18 protein-coding genes are annotated in these 16,118 nt (G+C 46.0%); 14 read left to right on the top strand and 4 right to left on the bottom strand.

What is annotated here, in order from left to right:
• Positions 1 to 430: 430 nt before the first annotated feature.
• From GO003_RS25710 to GO003_RS25760, 11 genes are all read left to right on the top strand, one after another.
• Positions 431 to 1,741 (top strand): replication initiation protein, encoded by a 1,311-nt coding sequence (locus GO003_RS25710; protein ID WP_159656280.1) that lies wholly within the window; start codon positions 431 to 433, stop codon positions 1,739 to 1,741.
• Entirely contained in the window at positions 1,738 to 1,884 is a 147-nt protein-coding gene (locus GO003_RS25715) for a hypothetical protein (RefSeq protein ID WP_164505719.1), read from the top strand. Before GO003_RS25710 ends, GO003_RS25715 begins: the two co-directional genes overlap by 4 nt.
• A gap of 248 nt (positions 1,885 to 2,132) precedes the next feature.
• Entirely contained in the window at positions 2,133 to 2,627 is a 495-nt protein-coding gene (locus GO003_RS25720; RefSeq protein WP_159656278.1) for a hypothetical protein, read from the top strand.
• A gap of 20 nt (positions 2,628 to 2,647) precedes the next feature.
• Positions 2,648 to 2,872 carry a hypothetical protein gene (locus GO003_RS25725; protein WP_159656276.1) on the top strand — a complete coding sequence of 75 codons (225 nt, stop codon included), beginning with the start codon at positions 2,648 to 2,650 and terminating at the stop codon, positions 2,870 to 2,872.
• A gap of 241 nt (positions 2,873 to 3,113) precedes the next feature.
• A complete protein-coding gene (locus tag GO003_RS25730) occupies positions 3,114 to 4,079 on the top strand; it encodes an HNH endonuclease signature motif containing protein (protein ID WP_159656274.1) in 966 nt (321 codons plus the stop codon).
• 338 nt (positions 4,080 to 4,417) lie between these two features.
• Positions 4,418 to 5,395, top strand: coding sequence for a DUF2971 domain-containing protein (locus tag GO003_RS25735; protein WP_159656272.1), 978 nt, complete (start codon positions 4,418 to 4,420; stop codon positions 5,393 to 5,395).
• A 636-nt stretch (positions 5,396 to 6,031) separates the two neighbouring features.
• Positions 6,032 to 6,412, top strand: a complete 381-nt coding sequence (locus GO003_RS25740) for a hypothetical protein (protein WP_159656270.1) — start codon at positions 6,032 to 6,034, stop codon at positions 6,410 to 6,412.
• A 271-nt stretch (positions 6,413 to 6,683) separates the two neighbouring features.
• Positions 6,684 to 7,736, top strand: a complete 1,053-nt coding sequence (locus GO003_RS25745; protein ID WP_159656268.1) for a DUF6236 family protein — start codon at positions 6,684 to 6,686, stop codon at positions 7,734 to 7,736.
• An 802-nt stretch (positions 7,737 to 8,538) separates the two neighbouring features.
• On the top strand, positions 8,539 to 8,757 hold the full coding sequence (locus GO003_RS25750; protein ID WP_159655699.1) for a hypothetical protein: 219 nt from the start codon (positions 8,539 to 8,541) through the stop codon (positions 8,755 to 8,757).
• A 112-nt stretch (positions 8,758 to 8,869) separates the two neighbouring features.
• Positions 8,870 to 9,211: a PadR family transcriptional regulator gene (locus tag GO003_RS25755; protein ID WP_159655701.1), complete on the top strand. Its 342-nt coding sequence runs from the start codon at positions 8,870 to 8,872 to the stop codon at positions 9,209 to 9,211.
• Between the two features lie 2 nt (positions 9,212 to 9,213).
• Positions 9,214 to 9,699 carry a permease prefix domain 2-containing transporter gene (locus GO003_RS25760; protein WP_159655703.1) on the top strand — a complete coding sequence of 162 codons (486 nt, stop codon included), beginning with the start codon at positions 9,214 to 9,216 and terminating at the stop codon, positions 9,697 to 9,699.
• Positions 9,700 to 9,767: 68 nt separating this feature from the next.
• Here the strand turns inward: GO003_RS25760 and GO003_RS25765 are convergent, their stop codons facing one another.
• Entirely contained in the window at positions 9,768 to 9,998 is a 231-nt protein-coding gene (locus GO003_RS25765) for a hypothetical protein (protein ID WP_159655705.1), read from the bottom strand.
• A gap of 73 nt (positions 9,999 to 10,071) precedes the next feature.
• Between GO003_RS25765 and GO003_RS25770 the strand changes: the two genes are divergently transcribed.
• The 3 genes from GO003_RS25770 to GO003_RS25780 all read left to right on the top strand — a co-directional run bounded on the left by GO003_RS25770 (position 10,072) and on the right by GO003_RS25780 (position 12,198).
• The gene (locus GO003_RS25770; protein ID WP_159655707.1) at positions 10,072 to 10,725 is read left to right on the top strand and encodes a hypothetical protein; all 654 of its coding nucleotides are present in this window, start codon (positions 10,072 to 10,074) and stop codon (positions 10,723 to 10,725) included.
• Entirely contained in the window at positions 10,715 to 11,647 is a 933-nt protein-coding gene (locus GO003_RS25775; RefSeq protein WP_231089305.1) for an ATP-binding protein, read from the top strand. The genes GO003_RS25770 and GO003_RS25775 overlap by 11 nt, the downstream gene beginning before the upstream one ends.
• Positions 11,648 to 11,865: 218 nt before the next feature.
• Positions 11,866 to 12,198 (top strand): metal-dependent hydrolase, encoded by a 333-nt coding sequence (locus GO003_RS25780; protein WP_231089306.1) that lies wholly within the window; start codon positions 11,866 to 11,868, stop codon positions 12,196 to 12,198.
• 437 nt (positions 12,199 to 12,635) lie between these two features.
• On the opposite strand, the gene GO003_RS25785 is transcribed toward GO003_RS25780, so the two are convergent.
• The 3 genes from GO003_RS25785 to GO003_RS25795 all read right to left on the bottom strand — a co-directional run bounded on the left by GO003_RS25785 (position 12,636) and on the right by GO003_RS25795 (position 16,118).
• Complete coding sequence (locus GO003_RS25785) at positions 12,636 to 13,190, bottom strand: hypothetical protein (protein WP_159655709.1); 555 nt, start codon at positions 13,188 to 13,190, stop codon at positions 12,636 to 12,638.
• A 320-nt stretch (positions 13,191 to 13,510) separates the two neighbouring features.
• Entirely contained in the window at positions 13,511 to 14,482 is a 972-nt protein-coding gene (locus tag GO003_RS25790; RefSeq protein WP_159656558.1) for an ExeA family protein, read from the bottom strand.
• Entirely contained in the window at positions 14,472 to 16,118 is a 1,647-nt protein-coding gene (locus tag GO003_RS25795) for an IS481 family transposase (protein ID WP_206444674.1), read from the bottom strand. The genes GO003_RS25790 and GO003_RS25795 overlap by 11 nt, the downstream gene beginning before the upstream one ends.

Consider the following 16,118-nt stretch of genomic DNA (forward strand, 5'->3'; position numbering starts at 1 on the left):
AGCTGGCTTTTTTAATTAACTTTACTTCCCAAAGATAACAACAACAGGCTTGTTGTTGTTTAGTGTGTTTAATTAACAACATATTTAAATATATTTAGCTTCTTGTAAGCCTTGTGCTTCAAGGTTTACAGTGGATTATGGTGAGGGTTTAGGGGACGAAAGGTGATGGTTTAGGGGATAAATTAACCTTGAAAGGTGAGCCTTTGGGGGATGAAAGGTGAGGGTTTAGGGGATAAGCAAAAATCCGTTTATAGATATTTATAACTAACTGATATTATTGGTATAAAACATATTTCACCGGATTACCAAGCTTTCAAAGGTGAGGGTTTAGGGGATGAAAGGTGAGGGTTTAGGGGGCGAAAGTAAAGGCGATAAAAGGTGAGTTTAAATCTAATTGACAAAACATCACCTTTCAATATAATCGGCCTTCATGACCCAAAAAAAGGCGCTTAAAAATACGCAGCCACCGAGCGAGCGAGTTAAGAAGCATGTGGCCGCTATCCACACGAGTGGGATTCTCTCTTTGCTCGAAAGGAAGATGGTCAACGTGCTGCTTTTGAACGCTTATGACGCGCTATTGACGCGACGGACGCACACGCTCCCGATAAGGCATTTGTGCGCAATGCTCGGCTGGGACGAGAGCAACAACATCGAGCGACTTCAAGACGTGCTGCGCAAACTTGCTTCGACCCCCGTTGAATTTAACATGATGGAAGACGGGAAAGAAGTCTGGCGGGTCATGTCCATGCTGTCTTATGGCGAGATCAAGGACGGAACCTGCACCTATCGTTACGATGAATATCTTGCCGAACGGTTTTACGACCCTGAAATATATGCGACGATCAATATTGGCATTCAGCGGCGCTTCGAGGGAAGCTATGCGCTGACGCTTTATGAAAATTGTCTGCGTTACAAGGTTGTTGGCTCAACCGGATGGTGGGAGCTTAACCGGTTCAAAAAAATTGTCGGTGCCACGGCATCGATGTATGACGAGTTCAAGTACCTCAAGCGCGATGTCATTATTAAGCCGGTTGAAGAGATCAATCGCATTTCCGATATACAGCTGCTTCCAGAGTTTCAAAAACAAGGCCGCAAGGTAACCGCCGTCCGTTTCCTGATTACCGAAAATCCGCAACAAACGCTATTGAAGCCGGTGATTCAGGATGATCATGAGGCCATTCGTGAAACCAAAATATTCAAACGCCTTTTGGAGCATGGAATAGGGGAGCGATTGGCCATTCTATGGGTTCTTCAGGACGAAGATCGGGCCCAAAAGGTTGTCGAATACGTCGAGGCAAGGGCTCGTAAAAAAGAGGTTAAAGGCTCGACCGCTGGCTATATCCGCAAGCTTTACGAGAGCGATGCCGTGGTCGGCAAAACGCCCTTCGAAACGAAGAAAGAGCAGGAAGAGCATGAAAAAATCGAGGAAGAGCAGCGTAAGGCTTTAGATAAGCGGCGTACCGTACTCGAAGCGGAGTATCTGCGCGGCCGCACCAACGAAGCGGTTAACGCCCTGTCGTTTGATGACATAAGCATGTGGGCTAAGCGCTATGCTGAAGAGACAGGGGTCGAGAAAGCGAAGTCATACAATGCCGAAACGGCGGAGTTTCTAGACAGATTGGAGCGGCTGCAGTTTTTAGCCTGGTTACGAAAGCAGCTTGCGCCGAAAATAAAACCAGCTGAATTCAAGGCTTGGCTGAAGGATAAGGAGAAAGGACATGACGCGAACAAGGCGGGATGAATTACCACTTCAAAACGTTTGCCATTCTGCTGGTTGCCCTGGTGTTTTACATGCTCGGTTACTCGGCTTTAGGCGAGGTTGGGTTAGTTGTTGGCGGTATCTTTGAGCTTTGGTTTTGGGTGCGGCTTATTTGGGATAATTAAAATTTAACACGTACAGGTTCTTGGATTTAAGTTGCCGCAATCGACCCGTTGCAGACTATCGCGTTGTCTGATTCAATGTCAGCAGTCTGGCTGTTACCGGTCATTATTTCTCCGCCGACTGATACACAGAAAGGAAGATCATATGCTGATCAATTAATTATCGTGTCGAAGATTATTTTTCGGTAGATATAGGGAAACTATCAAATTCCTTGCTAGGCTTCTTTTTAACGTCACACGGAGGATAAAAAATGCCAATTCCACTAATCCCGATAATTTCAGCATTAGCAGCAGGCGGCTCTTTAGTTCCTCATGCGGCAGGGGGGCTTATTGTCACGGGCGCAAGTGGGTATATTGCTGGCACATTTCTAAGTACGGCAGCTATTAGCGGGCTATTAGCGACCGCATCCGCCACATTGGGAGCGGGAGCATTGTATTTATCTGGTATTGCGGCAAGTATTGTTGGTGGTGCGGGTATCTTTGGTACAACTGTAGGAGCATCTGGAATTACAGGTGCTTTAATGTCCGCTGGTATTATTTCCTCAACTCCAGTTTGGGTTCCGTTTGCAGCTAGTGGGGCAGCTATTGGTTGTGGTTATGGAGGTTATCGCATTTTCAAACTAAAGAGCAAACTTAGCAAAACTCCCGAAGGAGAAGAGGCGCAGTTTACTGAAACGGAAGCAAAGATTATCGAAAAATTCATCAAACGGCTTGCGAAAAAAGAAAAGCCAGACAGCGAATCCTAATGGCATTAAGGTTAAATTAAATGGAAACAGAAGAAATAATCCGAGCACAAAAGCTCATTGATAAAATGAATATTGGTGATAAAAAATGCCTGAAAGAAATATATGGCAGTGAGTGGGATGATATTTCTGATCCACGAAATTTCGGGAAATTATTTAAAAACGCCTTATCAGAAAACGTTTTAACCAAAATTAAACACCTTGGCATCAGAAGTACTGGTCGTTGCGACGAATATATTAGAATATAAAGCTTAATAAAACCATGTGATTCGACAAAATCAAGCTGCGTTCGTTCCTTACTACGCGTAATTTTTGCCGGTACTGTGAATTCGCCACTCTCGATAGCTGACGATGTTGGTTAGAAGTAGCTAACAGGCATGGAACGGCTTCTGACGCCAGAGCGATTCAGTTCTATATTTCAAGTATATTCTTCAGTCAGGCCCCATAAATGTAATATTCGGTGCGTACTTTAAAATATTGGGATGAGTAATGGCTGAAAACTGGAGTGACGAAGAACTAGCAGCAGCCGTCGATGCATACAAAGAAATGGCGCATTTGGAAGCTAATCAAAAGCCATATTCAAAGCGTAAGTATTACCGAGACTTGGTAGAACGTTTTGGGCGTACAGAGAAGTCTTTCGAGTACCGGATGCAAAATATCTCAGCCGTGCTTCATGAGCAGGGGGACAGTTGGATACCAGGGCTGAAACCAGCCGGAAATGTGGGCGCCAACGTAAAGCCGCGCATCAAAGCTCTCCTGAACATCAACAACTTACAAAAGCGGCCTTCTGACGTTAAAAAAGCAGCGTACAAGAAAAATCTGTCTGCAATGCGTGAATGGTTGATCGAGGTGGCCCGGTCCAAGGAAAAAGTGCTTTACAGCGAGATGATGCAGGTATTCGACATAGACCGATTTAGTCTTAGGCACGCTATGGACTATCTAGGCCATCAATCAGACAATCTGGATGAGCCAATCATCACCGCTTTGATCGTCTCGAAAGGTACAGGCCGCTGCTCTGTCGGATTTTCCAAGGAATTTGAAGTTCGGGACGATGAAGTCGAGCGGCATCGTCTTTATGAATACTGGGCTAACAACTCACCGACACAAAGTATCTTAGAACCATCTCCGACTGATCTAAAAGCGAAAGCTCTCCGGTTCGCCATTGTCGCTAGCAGACCTGATCAGGCCGCTTTTCGCCGTGAAGTCTATGAGGCATGTGGAGGCAGGTGCGTTATTAGTGGATGTGATGTAGACAAGGTGCTGGACGCGGCACACAAGCATGGTCGGGATTGGCGACTTGGCCATAACAAAGCAGAGGACGGCTACCTACTCCGCAAAGACCTGCACGCTCTCTATGACAAGAATCTACTCACCATCGCGGATGATGGTGTTCTCTCCCTAGCACCGGAAGCACTCGATCACTACAAAGATTACGCGGGTAAGAAACTCCCCTAAACTTCGATTCGGCAAGTGGGAAGAAACGCGTTGATTTTGAGCGATGAAATTTCATACCTGATCGTCGACTTTGCGACTGCTGTGTAACAGTCTGGTTATGGCCGAACTTGCTCTATCGACGACAAAGGAGCAAAGCCGACCCGTTGCAGTCCGCCACCTAAAGTGATTCAATGGCAGCAAATAGACCATCACCAGTCATAACTTTTCGTTGTCGATGATATACAAAAGGAAAAATTCACAGCCACAGCCACGCAACGGATTGATCCATCAAAGATCATTTCCGGTAGATATACGAAAACTATCTAATTCCTTATTATTTTCCGAATAAAAAAGGCAACATGGAATCGCCAAATTCATTTGAAGAATTTGTTAAAAATATAGAACTTGGCATCCTAAGAGCGGAATTGACGTCAAATGATAGGTGTTATCGGAAAAAGTTTATCGACTTTCATAACATGAAAGAATTCATCTACCATTACACCGATTTAAGTGGTCTGCATGGTATATTGGAAAACAAGGGGTTTTGGCTGTCTGAAGCAATATTTTTAAACGATTCAGAAGAGCTTTATAACGGGAAAAATATAGCAGTCAGTCTAATAAATAGATTGATAGAGAAAAAAAGATATACAAAGTTCAGGCATATTCTCGAAGGAGTCATTGAAAATCTAAATAAATCCCAATTTATTGATCACTATGTTTGCTCTTTCTCAATGGAGCCCGACAATTTAGAGCAATGGCGCGCCTATGCAAAAAATGGAACGGGGGTTTGCATAGGATTTAACATCAAACAAAGCACAAGATACCCACACTTTCCAAATTATAATATATGGCAGTACGCAAAAGTAATCTACGAAGATGAATCAAAATTATGGATTCTGCATTCCATAATATTTAAATATCTATATGAATTCAATAAAGACCTGAAAAATAACCCGTCGTATATAGAAAATGAAAGTTACATAAATTGTCTTTCTTTTTCTCTTAAAAATAAGTTCGTTTTTTTTAAAAACAAGGCGTTTCACACTGAAAGAGAAGTAAGGCTTGTTTATAATATGGGCGATCCATTGCGTTTGTTCAATAAGAAATATTACAGGAACGGGAATAATGTTTTGGTCCCCTATATATGTACATACGATACTCAACTTAAAGACAGCAGCGGTACAAAACTTGAAGTCGACTTGCTTCCTGTTTCTGAAATAATCGTTGGACCAACTGCAAATCAATCATCAACAATTGAAAGTATTAAATATTTTCTAAAAGACATTGGCTACTCACCCGAAATAGTTAAGGCGTCGGATGTACCATATAGAGGTTGAGCATACCAAAGAATATTAACTCGGATGTAAATTCCGCTTCGCTCCATTTGCTCTGGTTATTTGCGGCGGTTGCTGTCTATTGCTTGATCTGATTCAATGGCAGTTATTAGATCGTTACCGGAATTTCTCAATGTCATTGACACATTCCGACGCCGACGCCCAAGAACCGTGCTCCGGCGCAGCTTAGCTCTGACATTGAACGACAGTTTAGTATGCTTTTGATGCGACATAAGTAAAAAAATCTCAAATGTCGTAAAGTGGTCGTTAGCCAACGCTCACTATTGCTGAATCTTAACTTCCCCAAACCCTAATCAAACAAAACCCTCGCGGCTGCGGTTTTGGATGATTAATTAACTGGGAGCCACGCAGGAATAGGCTTAATAATCATTCGCCGCCTCCGGTACAACCACAACAAACGGCCCGGCCCGAAGGTTGCCATCGCCATAACCCCGCACCGGCACCGATGGCCAAGGTTGCCGAACCTTGGGAAACGTTCGAGCAGGCGTTGCAACGTAAGCGGCATTTGGCTGAGGTTAAGCGGAAGTTGAGGTAGAAAAAAATCCATTTGTTTCACGTAGAACTACGCATAAATCACATGACGCCACCTTAACATTGTTATTCAAATAATTGATATTAATGAGTATTAGTATAAAAACAAAAGGGGTCCGGTGGGTCACCTTTATACCGCCACCTGGAGAAGCCTTGTATCCGGTGGTTTGGATTGGTGTTTCCCAAGTAGACAAGTCCTGGCAAAAGTCAGACCTCTATATCACCCCCGGTGGTGGGTGGTCAGGAAATCCTGAGCGTTATGACAAATTCGGCAAATGGATGGAACGTAAGGAACCGGTCCAGATAGCCAGTTTGAGAATAGTTGATGATGTCATCGAATTTAACGATGGCCGTCATCGATTCGCCTGGCTGCGTGACCACGGCGTTACCGTTATGCCGGTTCATGTTGATCCGGATAAGGTTGAGTTAGTGAAAAACCGGTTTGGGGTGGTGGGTAAGCTTGATTAGGCTTTGGCCGGTATATGGATATAACGGATATTGGCGATGAGAATATATTGGGGGTAGTTGAATAAATGTAAACGACCCCAAGCTGACTTCGCTTTAGCGAGTGTTACTGTCTGGTAAACGATAATCAACAGACATAGGCTAAGGCAATACAAAAACCATGATCATCCATTGCATAAGGAAAGAATTTCCAGCCAATTTGACTGATAAGCTTCCGCCTCCTACTCAAATTAAGCATAATTGAATAATTTACCATGCAACTCGGAGAAGAAAGTTGAGGTATGGTCTCTACTATCCCAGTATTGAGTTTCGTGATGTGGATTTCCTTAAGAAATCCCTATTGGTCTGGGATCGCGTCTTTCGTATCGTTCCGCCATCATATAAACCTAATGACGATTCAGCTATCAGTGAAGCCGTAGCTGAAGGGTTAGTTGTCGATTTGAATGTGGACGATTACGAGAAGTCCAAGGCTGCTCATGGATTCCTAGATTTCTATCACGTTCGAAAAAGTTCAGGTAACCTAACTTGGCCTGCGGGCTTGGATTCACCCACATTTGTCCGAATTGATCCAGAAAAGATTGAGGCTAGGCTTCTACCTCTTTTTGAACAGCTTGCCAAGCAAGTTACAGGAGATAGATTCCTGCAAGTCCCGCCTGATCTTGCGGGCGGTTATATGTTCTATTTGGCAAACAGCGTCGCCAAGCAGCGTGACCTTCAATTAATTACCGATTCACCAGATACCTGGGTTGTTGGTTCATACTTCGCTCACGCAGGGAACTTTTCTGAGCAGGTATATCAGGAAAACGGTGATGCTTTTCTATGCAACCTTGCGATTACTGACTTGCTACCGGATGAGCTTCACGAAGTTTCTATGGATGATATACTCCGTTTTGTTGAAAAGCATAGAGATGAGCGTGCTGCGTTCCAAGACGAACTTGAACGTTTTCGAATGGAACTTTCTCGATGCAATAATAAACAGCACGCTCACTATATTGTTAGTGACTTTGTTCATCGCCTAAAGCGTGCAAAAGAAGATTACAGAAAGGCGATAGGGCCGTTTAGCAAGCGCGAACTTTGCAGTATCTTCTCTGGCGGATTGTCTGCCACGTTAAGCGTGTTGTCTTTGCCAACGATAGGCGGCGGAGATCCTTATGACCCGGTCCGCTTATGCTCTGGAGTATTGTTAGGTGGGGTTTCTGCTTTGGCAACGAGAAGCATGATCCCCGTTGACAAGGGAGGCGCTTCCTATCTAATTTCTTTAGATCGCTTGTCTACTACGCCAAGTTGGCAACTGCACCGCACGTTCGAAGAATTCATTAACGATTAGGCAAATCGTACCTTCGCACGACCCTGCCGATAAGCAAAATTTTCTGAATGGCGGTAAGTTTACGAGAGCAAACATTTATAAAAATGCTTGAGAATATGTTACGGATGTCTAAACGTCGAAGTGAACTAGACCTGATTATCTTGGCAAAAATGTATGTCATCCCGTTTAGAACTACATGGACTACAGACTTAAACAATTACGCTAAAGCCTTTTATTTTGATACCTAAGTTTAACAATTCAAAGCACTCGGACGCAGCAAAGCAGGTCTGGTGTTTTAAGCGCTAAGCGGCTGCTTTCTAATGAATACTTGCTATTAGCAGGACGATACCGATAGACAGCTATTGGCCGTAATGCAAAGCTTTGCATTACGGCCATCATGTGAAGTTTCCTTTTATGCACATTGTCTTGGTTTCTCATAGTTGACGCTAGGAATATAGCGGATTAAGCAAGACAGCCAGATAAAAAGCTGGTCATAATTTTTGCAAACTGCAGGAGTCGATTTCCTGTAGTTCCATTCAGAAACTAACCCTCAGTACTACAGATAGCTTTTTTTCTTAAATATTGCTTCCAACAGGGAAACAATCACGCGGAATTTATCCATGATGTCGATAAAAAGTGAGAATTCGATACGTCTGATGACATCGACTGGAATAATCGCTGATATTGCTCCCTTTGGGTGTATTTGAAAGCTTGTTTTAAATCATAGAAATTATGCAAAGATTGCGTGCGAGGTAGAGGCTTTAAAGCCAGCTTACATCATAGTTGTGCCAAAGCCGCTGCTCATAAAAGGAAACTTCACATAATGGCCGCTACCCGTCTTAATAATCATCATTCGCCGCCTCCGGTACAACCACAACAAACGGCCCGGCCCGAAGATTCCCTTCGCCATAACCCCGCACCGGCACCGATGGTCAAGGTTGCCGAACCTTGGGAAACGTTCGAGCAGGCGTTGCAACGGAAGCGGGATTTGGCTGAGGTTAAGCGGAAGTTGTGGCAGTCATTCATGTTCCAGCCTGAATAAAAAGCAAAATTCAATGCTTTACAATGTAGACTCTACATTGTAGAATAAACCTGTATTAAATAAATAAACATCAAAAAGTAAAATCAAATAAATCAAATAAATCAAATAAATCATGAAAAATAATGAGGTCAAAGATAAACCCGTTTCAATGGGTGATTTGGAAAGATTTATTTTATTAGCAATTATCAACAATCATAACAATAGTTATGGCGTTGAAATTAGGCGCGAAATAAAGGAAAAAATAGGAAAGGATGTTTCTGTAGGTGCTTTGTATACGACTTTAGATAGAATTGAAACAAAAGGCCTTGTAAAGTCTAAAGCGGGTGAAGCGACTGAAGAGCGCAGTGGGCGACAAAAAAAATATTTTCAGGTTACGGCATTGGGACAAAATTCATTGAACCAATCTCTGCGTGAGATTGCTTTGATGGCTAACGTCAACCCAATTGCAATTTAAAAATGAACAACAAACAAGCCGATAACAATATTGACCATTTATTAGACGAGCTTAAGGTTGTAGTAAATGCAACCAAATTTTATTTTACTGATAGAAGAAGTCAATCATTTCGTCATCATATCAATGCAATGAAAGAGTTGAATTCTGTTTATCAAGGTAGCATTCACAGAATTTTTTCTATAACTGTTTTTAAAAAAACAATACCTGAAGATGTTTTACAAAAACAGCCGTATGTCATAGTGGGGCCGCCACAATTAGCTGAATATCTCCTTTATTTATTTATCCCAAAGAGTAATAGAGATGCGATCCTTGGCGATTTAGAGGAGGATTACAGAACCGTTTATCAAAAATTCGGTTCAAAACTTGCATTGATGTTTTATTGGTGGCAAGTCGTTACTTCAATTTGGCCACTAGTTTCAGCGTCGGTCGAAAAACTGTTTAAGCTGATTTTTAAAGGGATCTTGATCAAATTATCAATCAGCAAATAAACGTTTTTTCGATTATGGCGAAGATTGTTCGCAGTGTTGGGTTGCTTCTATACAACCCAACACTGCGCTCATGATTGGCTTATATTAATTTCTCCAAACCCCACCTCAAACAACACCCCCACGGCCGCGTCCAGGCGCTTGAATACGCGAACCTGGCCGCGCGCGGTTTCCAGCATCGGGTTCAGCTTGTGCTTTCCGGACAGCGTGACGGTCCAGCCGTCTCCGGAGGCGTGTTTTTGGATGACGGGCGTTTCTAAAACGTCCGCCTGAAATAAGAGTTCGGCTTCTTTAATATTCATATTCACTTTTGCGGCTACAAAAGTTAGACTAAGTTAAAACAAAATTACACTTTTGTATGTTAAAAGTGAATCTATGAAAGTGCGAATCGTCTTTATTGTAGCCTTATTCTTACCGTTCCGGGTAGTGGCCTGGGAGGATGATGCCGTTTTGTCGTTTATCAGCCAGGTCAACCCGATCATTTTGGCGCAGCGCAACGTCACCCAAGCCTACGCCCAACCGGATTCGGTGACCTGGGCCTTGCAAAACACCTCACTGAGCGGCCGACTGGGCTTTGGCGGTACCGACTTCCGGGACGATCCTTACACCGTATTCGGCGGACTGCAGATCAACATCCCGCTGTCGTCGATCAAGGAGGAACGCGAGCAGGCCTTGAAGGTGGTGGCTGAAGCCAAGGCGTTAGACGATATGCACACCAAAGCGCTGCTCGATATCGCCCAATTGCGGCAGATGGAAGCGGAACTCGAAGCCTCTCAGGTGCGCAGAACGTTTCTGAAAGAAAAGGCCGCCTGGCTGAAACAGCGCATCGATGAGGGTTATTCGTCAGAAATGAACGAACTGTGGACCATCGGCAGCAAACTTAACACCGAAGACGCCTTGATTGCCAAGGTGGGCTTGTTGGCCAAGACCCAGCGTTACAAGCTGGCCAAATACGCCGGCACGGAATGGCCAACTTTGTTGGCGTATCTGGAAGGCAAAACCGAGACGTTAGGGGGTTATGATGGATGAGATCGTTGGGTTGCTGGGCCGTGATGATCTGGTCGCCGAGCTGGTGACCGAGATCCGCAAGGGCAAGCACGTTATTTTGACCGGCCCGGTCGGCATCGGTAAATCGGCGGTGCTGAAAGCGGCGCTGGTCAAGGTCGCGGCGCATGCTGCCGGGGGCTTGCTGATCACCTTGCACGATCACCAGGCGAAAGGCCAGTTTGTGGAAATGGCTCGGCAGATGCTGGCTTTGGGCTTGATCAGTGCCAAGGAATTGGAGTTGCCGGCCAAGTTTCACGGCGTGCCGGGGTCTGAAATCGATTGGCGGGAAGTCAAAAGCCAGGTCAACCGGATGAGCATGCGCGATCTGACCCATGCGATCATTCCGGCATTGGCCCGGGCCGACAGCAAGCCGGTGATTGCTGCCGATGATCTGACGTCGCTCACACCTACGCAAATGGCCTTCTGGCTGGCCATTTTCGATCATGCCCAGGTGATCGGCTGCGCTTCCGATAAAAAAGCCCGGGTGCGTAAGCTCTGGTGGAAAATGAAGGAGATTGCCGTTAAGCCATTGCCGGCGGAAGTGATTCGCCAGGTCGTCAAAAAGTACATCGAAACCCAAGGTGTGTTGATCGAATCGCCGGACCTTTACATTTCCCACGTCGTCAAGCAGTCGGGCGGGGTGCCGCAGGCGATCTACGACATGCTGGATGAATCCGGCAAAGAGCGGATTATCGACAAGCGCAAGGTGCGGGAAATGCGGCATGAGGCCGGCGTGGCCTACCTGGATTTTACGCCGATGATCATGATTCTGGGCGCACTGATCGTGTCGATGCGTTATGTGGGCATGGGGACCGGTGATAAGACCTTGTACATCATTGGCGGTATCGGCGCGGCGATGTTCCTGACGTTCCGGTTCTTTATCTTCAAAGGGGTAGGGCGGTAGTATCGTATGATATCAAGTGATATGAAATCATATCATTTCATATCATACCAAAGAGGGATGTTTACGATACCTTTTTAATGCTGTAACGGAGCCGTTTTGGTACCAAAAAGGTACACGTTAATCCGCTGTTTACGGACTGGGCAGCAGAGCCTTAACCCGTACCTAAACGGCACACTTTTAGTATCAAACCGGTACCTATTCAGCATCAAATTAATACTATGTTAGCCGCCACCCACGCCGCCTTTTCCACTGCGCTTTATTTAGGCGGCGCGGCGGTATTCGAATACCAGACCGATCCCGTTTCCTGGGGCCTGGCCATCCTGTTTTCCTTCATGCCTGATATCGATATCCCGACCTCGCGGGTAGGGCGGCCGCTATTCTGGCTATCGGTACCTTTGGAAAAGCGCTTTGGCCACCGCACCATTACCCATTCCGTTATCGGCGTGGCCATCCTGGCGGCGCTGGCTTCACCGCTGTATTTTGCCTATCCGCTGTGCTTCTGGTCCGTCCTGGGCGGCTACTGGTCCCATATCCAGATCGGCCGACCGTAAGGATTCCTCCGTAAATGAGTAAAGTGACCTCGTGACCCTTGGTAACACTGGCTTGGAAATACCAACAGCAAGAAAAACGCTCGTTAATCTTGCGGTCAAAAAATCGCCCGTTTGATCGGGAGAAAGCACAAGAAAACTGATTGTGAAAATCAAAAAAGATTCAACGCCTCGATTTTGCTTTTCTTGTCCTTCCAGTTACTCATTTACGAAGCGATCCTTACGGTACCCCATACTGAACGCCAGCAAATAGAGAGGCGACAGATTCTTCGGCAAACTCAGCGAGTTTATCCGGGCCGGTGTGTAAAGATATGTAGATACAAGCTTTAACACAAATATTAGCCGCATAGTGTTAGCGAATTAGGATGAAGCGCTGTTTTAGCCATATAATTTTTACTCTGATCCTAATTATTCTAATTATTTCTTGTGGCGGCAATGGTTTACCTGCTGTTACAGGCTGTTTGTATAGCATTGAAAGCAATGGTCAATTCATCACCTGTTTTGCCTGCAGGATTGTTCGCAGCAATTGCCATTTGGCATCGTGTGATCATCTGCTTATTCCAAAGAACGGAGAGTTCATTAGAAAGATTGTTGCTTTCGTTTTCCGACACTTTTTTAAGCCCTACAAAAATTTCTCCAAGGGCACTTGTGAAACCACCTAAGGCACTGGCAGGAATTTTTGCTAACCCTAGTAACTCGCTGTCGGTGTTTTGTTTTAAGCTGTTCACAACGCCGTTTATTAGAGTAATGTCGCTTGTATTATCTGTGAATAAGGTTTCAGAAATAGGGGCTAAGTAAACTCCAGACTCATTGGGTGAGAATGCATTAAATATAGCCGATGCATTTCTGTCCTTTTCGTATATTATGACTTTGTATGGTCTGTCCTGCTTGTAGTAAACTCCAGGGACAGATCCAACCGCATATTGATCTAAAGGACCCATGGCCATTAGATTTCGCGCCAACCTTTTGTAAATTAAAAAATAATCAGCAATCATTCTCCAACCATAGGAGCTAGGGTCCAACCAAGATGAATTGCCAGGATGTTTAAGATTTATGAATTCACGCTCTATATCTACGTAAAGCCCACATATCTCTTTGTGGTTATCCTCGTCAAGGTTTAGAGGGTCGATTAGTAGTTGTAGCGGCTTGCAATCAAAAACCCTCAAACCAGCAATCAGCGCAATTTTCGACCGGAATTAAATGCAACTGAAGGCCATTCAAACCGAGATTATTTGCAACTGAACCTGCAATCATTCATACCGACCTGCAATTATCCGCCGGAAACCAGGATTATTTGCAACTGACCGCAGATAGTTCAAATTGGTAATCCAGCCAGGCGCATACGATCTCGTAGCTCGCTGGCACGGACTGGATCGAGCTGGTTGGCAAATAGCGCTTTGATTTCTGCCGGTTTTGCATCAAAGTTCTGCACCAATTCCCGCAGACCATAGCCTTGCCGCGTGATGGTGGCCTCCATATCATCCAAATGCTTGGAGAGTACCGTTTCGACCAATTCAGCATCTACCGGTAATTCGCCTGATTGATAACCGGCTTCAAAAGCCTGAGTGAGATGCCATTCGATCTGTAAGGCTGTCCGTAACCGGCTTGCCAAGAGATCGATGGCATCGGCGGTCATCAATGCCTCTATCCCTTCCTGGCGTCCGGTGCAGGTAGTGAGCAACCATCGAATGTATTCACGTTGGCTGCCCGTGATACCATCCATTGAAAACATATCGGTACGTAAGCCGATTTCTTCCAATTTGGGGCGGCGCAAATCATTACGCAGCTTGGGCCAACCCGCAAGGACTACTGACAAACATCCGCCATCGCTTTCAATCACTTCCATAAGCCGTTTGATGCCGGTTAAAGCGTCATCTTTCAAGGCATGGGCATCGTCGATAAATAAAGCCACCGGGCGTTTGCCCTTTTTGACCAACTCCTGTAATTCCCGTTCACGGTCCTCGGATCGGGAAGGTATCCTGACCTTCTTTCCGGCTGACAGATCGTAGAACAGTGCCGCCATCAGTGTGTTCAGTTTAACGTTGTGCTTTTCTACCGCCTGTGAGCGGGAGACGGTGACTTTATTTTCGTCTTTCAGTTGTTGCTGCAATCGCCGTAAAGTGACGGTTTTGCCGCTGCCAATGACGCCGTAGAGAACGATAATCCGGCCTTCATGGATAGCACCGCGAATATTCTTGAACAATTGACTGTGATGTTCGGTTTCGTAATAACCGGCGCGATTCAGTGGTTTGGTTAGCCCATAATAGTCCATCACTTCAACCCGCATGTTGACCCCCTTGGGTTTCTTGGTGTCTAAAGTATTCCCGGATGCGTGTAAGTACGATACTTCGCGCGAGGGTTTCGGCTAGCACGTTGTCGATGAATGCGCGATCATTGGGTGTAAGCTTAGCTAATGGCTTGGCAATTTCATCGGCGATAGCCAGCTTAGCCGCGATCTTGCTAGGATAATGGTATTCCTGAAGGTCGGTGATGAAGGGCTGCCGCGGCAGATCTTCCTTTAATATCGCCGGTTCCGTCAGTTGGAAATCCGTTTCACCGGTTAATGCGGCGATGGGAAGCCCGAGTTGATCGGCAAGTTGCCGGATGCGATCAGCCTTTTCGTCTATTGCCGTTTTCTTGAAGGCCCGGTACCGATTAAGGGGAATGGGGCCTGAAATAGGAGCGTATGGCCCGGAACGTTCGCCATCGTATTCGACATAGAGTTCGGTGTCGAATAACCCCCATAGTAGCAACACGGTTTCACCGGCCAGTTCCGGCGCTACCTCATAGGCGGTACCATCCACCGAAACCCGCGCATCGGCCCCGACCTTGTGCCGCTCTGGCTCCCGAGCAAACCGGCAAAACTGTTCCCAGGAACACATTTCGCGAAAACCAATTGCCGGCAAGTTGGCGAGCCAGTCCTCCAGCCGTGTGTGTGGTTCGCTCCGATGTGGCTTCCGGTTGTAGTCCAACAAATAATTTTGCAACCACAAGTTGGCTTCGGCCTCATTCTGCGGCTGATGGAAATGATACAGGGTTTCATGTACCTCTTTCACGGTACGAAACGGCCGTTCAACTTTGCCGGTAGCACGAGCAGTGACGCGGCGGCCATCTTTTCCCGCTGGCATGTGGGTTTGCCAATTGGTACCCAATGCATCCATCACATTCTGGAAAACCCGGCTCTTGGACACCGGGCCACAATCCATGTAGATCATTTCCGGAATGCCTTGAAACGGAAAATCCGGCATGTAGGGTTTGGGCGCCATGGCATTGAACAGAAACCGCAACGCCGATTCGGCATCTTCACCGTAGACACAACGATATTCCTCATACCCTACTCCACTGCGGTCATCGACAATGCTGTATAGCATCAGGGTGGGCGCACCTCGGCTGGGTTCAATCCACAAGGGTGCTTTAACATGTTTAAGCTCGGAAGGCGACATATCGAATTGCCAGCAAGCGTTGCTTAATTCGGCCTGGAACCGCACTGCGGGGGGTTGTCGGGTCAATCGCGGTTGATCGAGTTTCCAGTAGCTCAGGTAATAATTTACTGTACTGGCAGTTAATAAACCTTTGGGAACACGGATCAATCCTTGTGGGGTTTCTAAGCCATATTTTTCCATCAGTTCGATGGCCCGGCAAGTGGAAACATGGCGGCCCTTCTTGTTAGTCGTCCGCAGTTTCAATGCCGCGATCAGTTCGCAGTAGTGCTCCAGTTCTGGTTTCGGTAGCACACGCGGTTTGCCACGGTCGCCGCGCTGGGCGGCCTTGGGTTTGTGTAAATCCCGGAGTGCGCGATAAACCGTGTCGGTGGAAACGGCGTAGAGTTCGGCGATGGATTTGACCTGGGCAGCTCGTTCCGGACTTTTTGGGGGCAATCGATCCAGCCGTTGGCGCAATGCCAACAGCGAGTCAGTTGGAAT

Origin of the sequence: Methylicorpusculum oleiharenae (assembly GCF_009828925.2) — a bacterium.
Lineage (GTDB): Bacteria > Pseudomonadota > Gammaproteobacteria > Methylococcales > Methylomonadaceae > Methylicorpusculum > Methylicorpusculum oleiharenae.

Coding starts and splice junctions, on each gene's coding strand:
- GO003_RS25710 (WP_159656280.1), top strand. CDS start 431: ATGACCCAAAAAAAGGCGCTTAAAAATACGCAGCCACCGAGCGAGCGA.
- GO003_RS25715 (WP_164505719.1), top strand. CDS start 1,738: ATGAATTACCACTTCAAAACGTTTGCCATTCTGCTGGTTGCCCTGGTG.
- GO003_RS25720 (WP_159656278.1), top strand. CDS start 2,133: ATGCCAATTCCACTAATCCCGATAATTTCAGCATTAGCAGCAGGCGGC.
- GO003_RS25725 (WP_159656276.1), top strand. CDS start 2,648: ATGGAAACAGAAGAAATAATCCGAGCACAAAAGCTCATTGATAAAATG.
- GO003_RS25730 (WP_159656274.1), top strand. CDS start 3,114: ATGGCTGAAAACTGGAGTGACGAAGAACTAGCAGCAGCCGTCGATGCA.
- GO003_RS25735 (WP_159656272.1), top strand. CDS start 4,418: ATGGAATCGCCAAATTCATTTGAAGAATTTGTTAAAAATATAGAACTT.
- GO003_RS25740 (WP_159656270.1), top strand. CDS start 6,032: ATGAGTATTAGTATAAAAACAAAAGGGGTCCGGTGGGTCACCTTTATA.
- GO003_RS25750 (WP_159655699.1), top strand. CDS start 8,539: ATGGCCGCTACCCGTCTTAATAATCATCATTCGCCGCCTCCGGTACAA.
- GO003_RS25755 (WP_159655701.1), top strand. CDS start 8,870: ATGAAAAATAATGAGGTCAAAGATAAACCCGTTTCAATGGGTGATTTG.
- GO003_RS25760 (WP_159655703.1), top strand. CDS start 9,214: ATGAACAACAAACAAGCCGATAACAATATTGACCATTTATTAGACGAG.
- GO003_RS25765 (WP_159655705.1), bottom strand. CDS start 9,998: ATGAATATTAAAGAAGCCGAACTCTTATTTCAGGCGGACGTTTTAGAA.
- GO003_RS25770 (WP_159655707.1), top strand. CDS start 10,072: ATGAAAGTGCGAATCGTCTTTATTGTAGCCTTATTCTTACCGTTCCGG.
- GO003_RS25775 (WP_231089305.1), top strand. CDS start 10,715: ATGATGGATGAGATCGTTGGGTTGCTGGGCCGTGATGATCTGGTCGCC.
- GO003_RS25780 (WP_231089306.1), top strand. CDS start 11,866: ATGTTAGCCGCCACCCACGCCGCCTTTTCCACTGCGCTTTATTTAGGC.
- GO003_RS25785 (WP_159655709.1), bottom strand. CDS start 13,190: ATGATTGCTGATTATTTTTTAATTTACAAAAGGTTGGCGCGAAATCTA.
- GO003_RS25790 (WP_159656558.1), bottom strand. CDS start 14,482: ATGCGGGTTGAAGTGATGGACTATTATGGGCTAACCAAACCACTGAAT.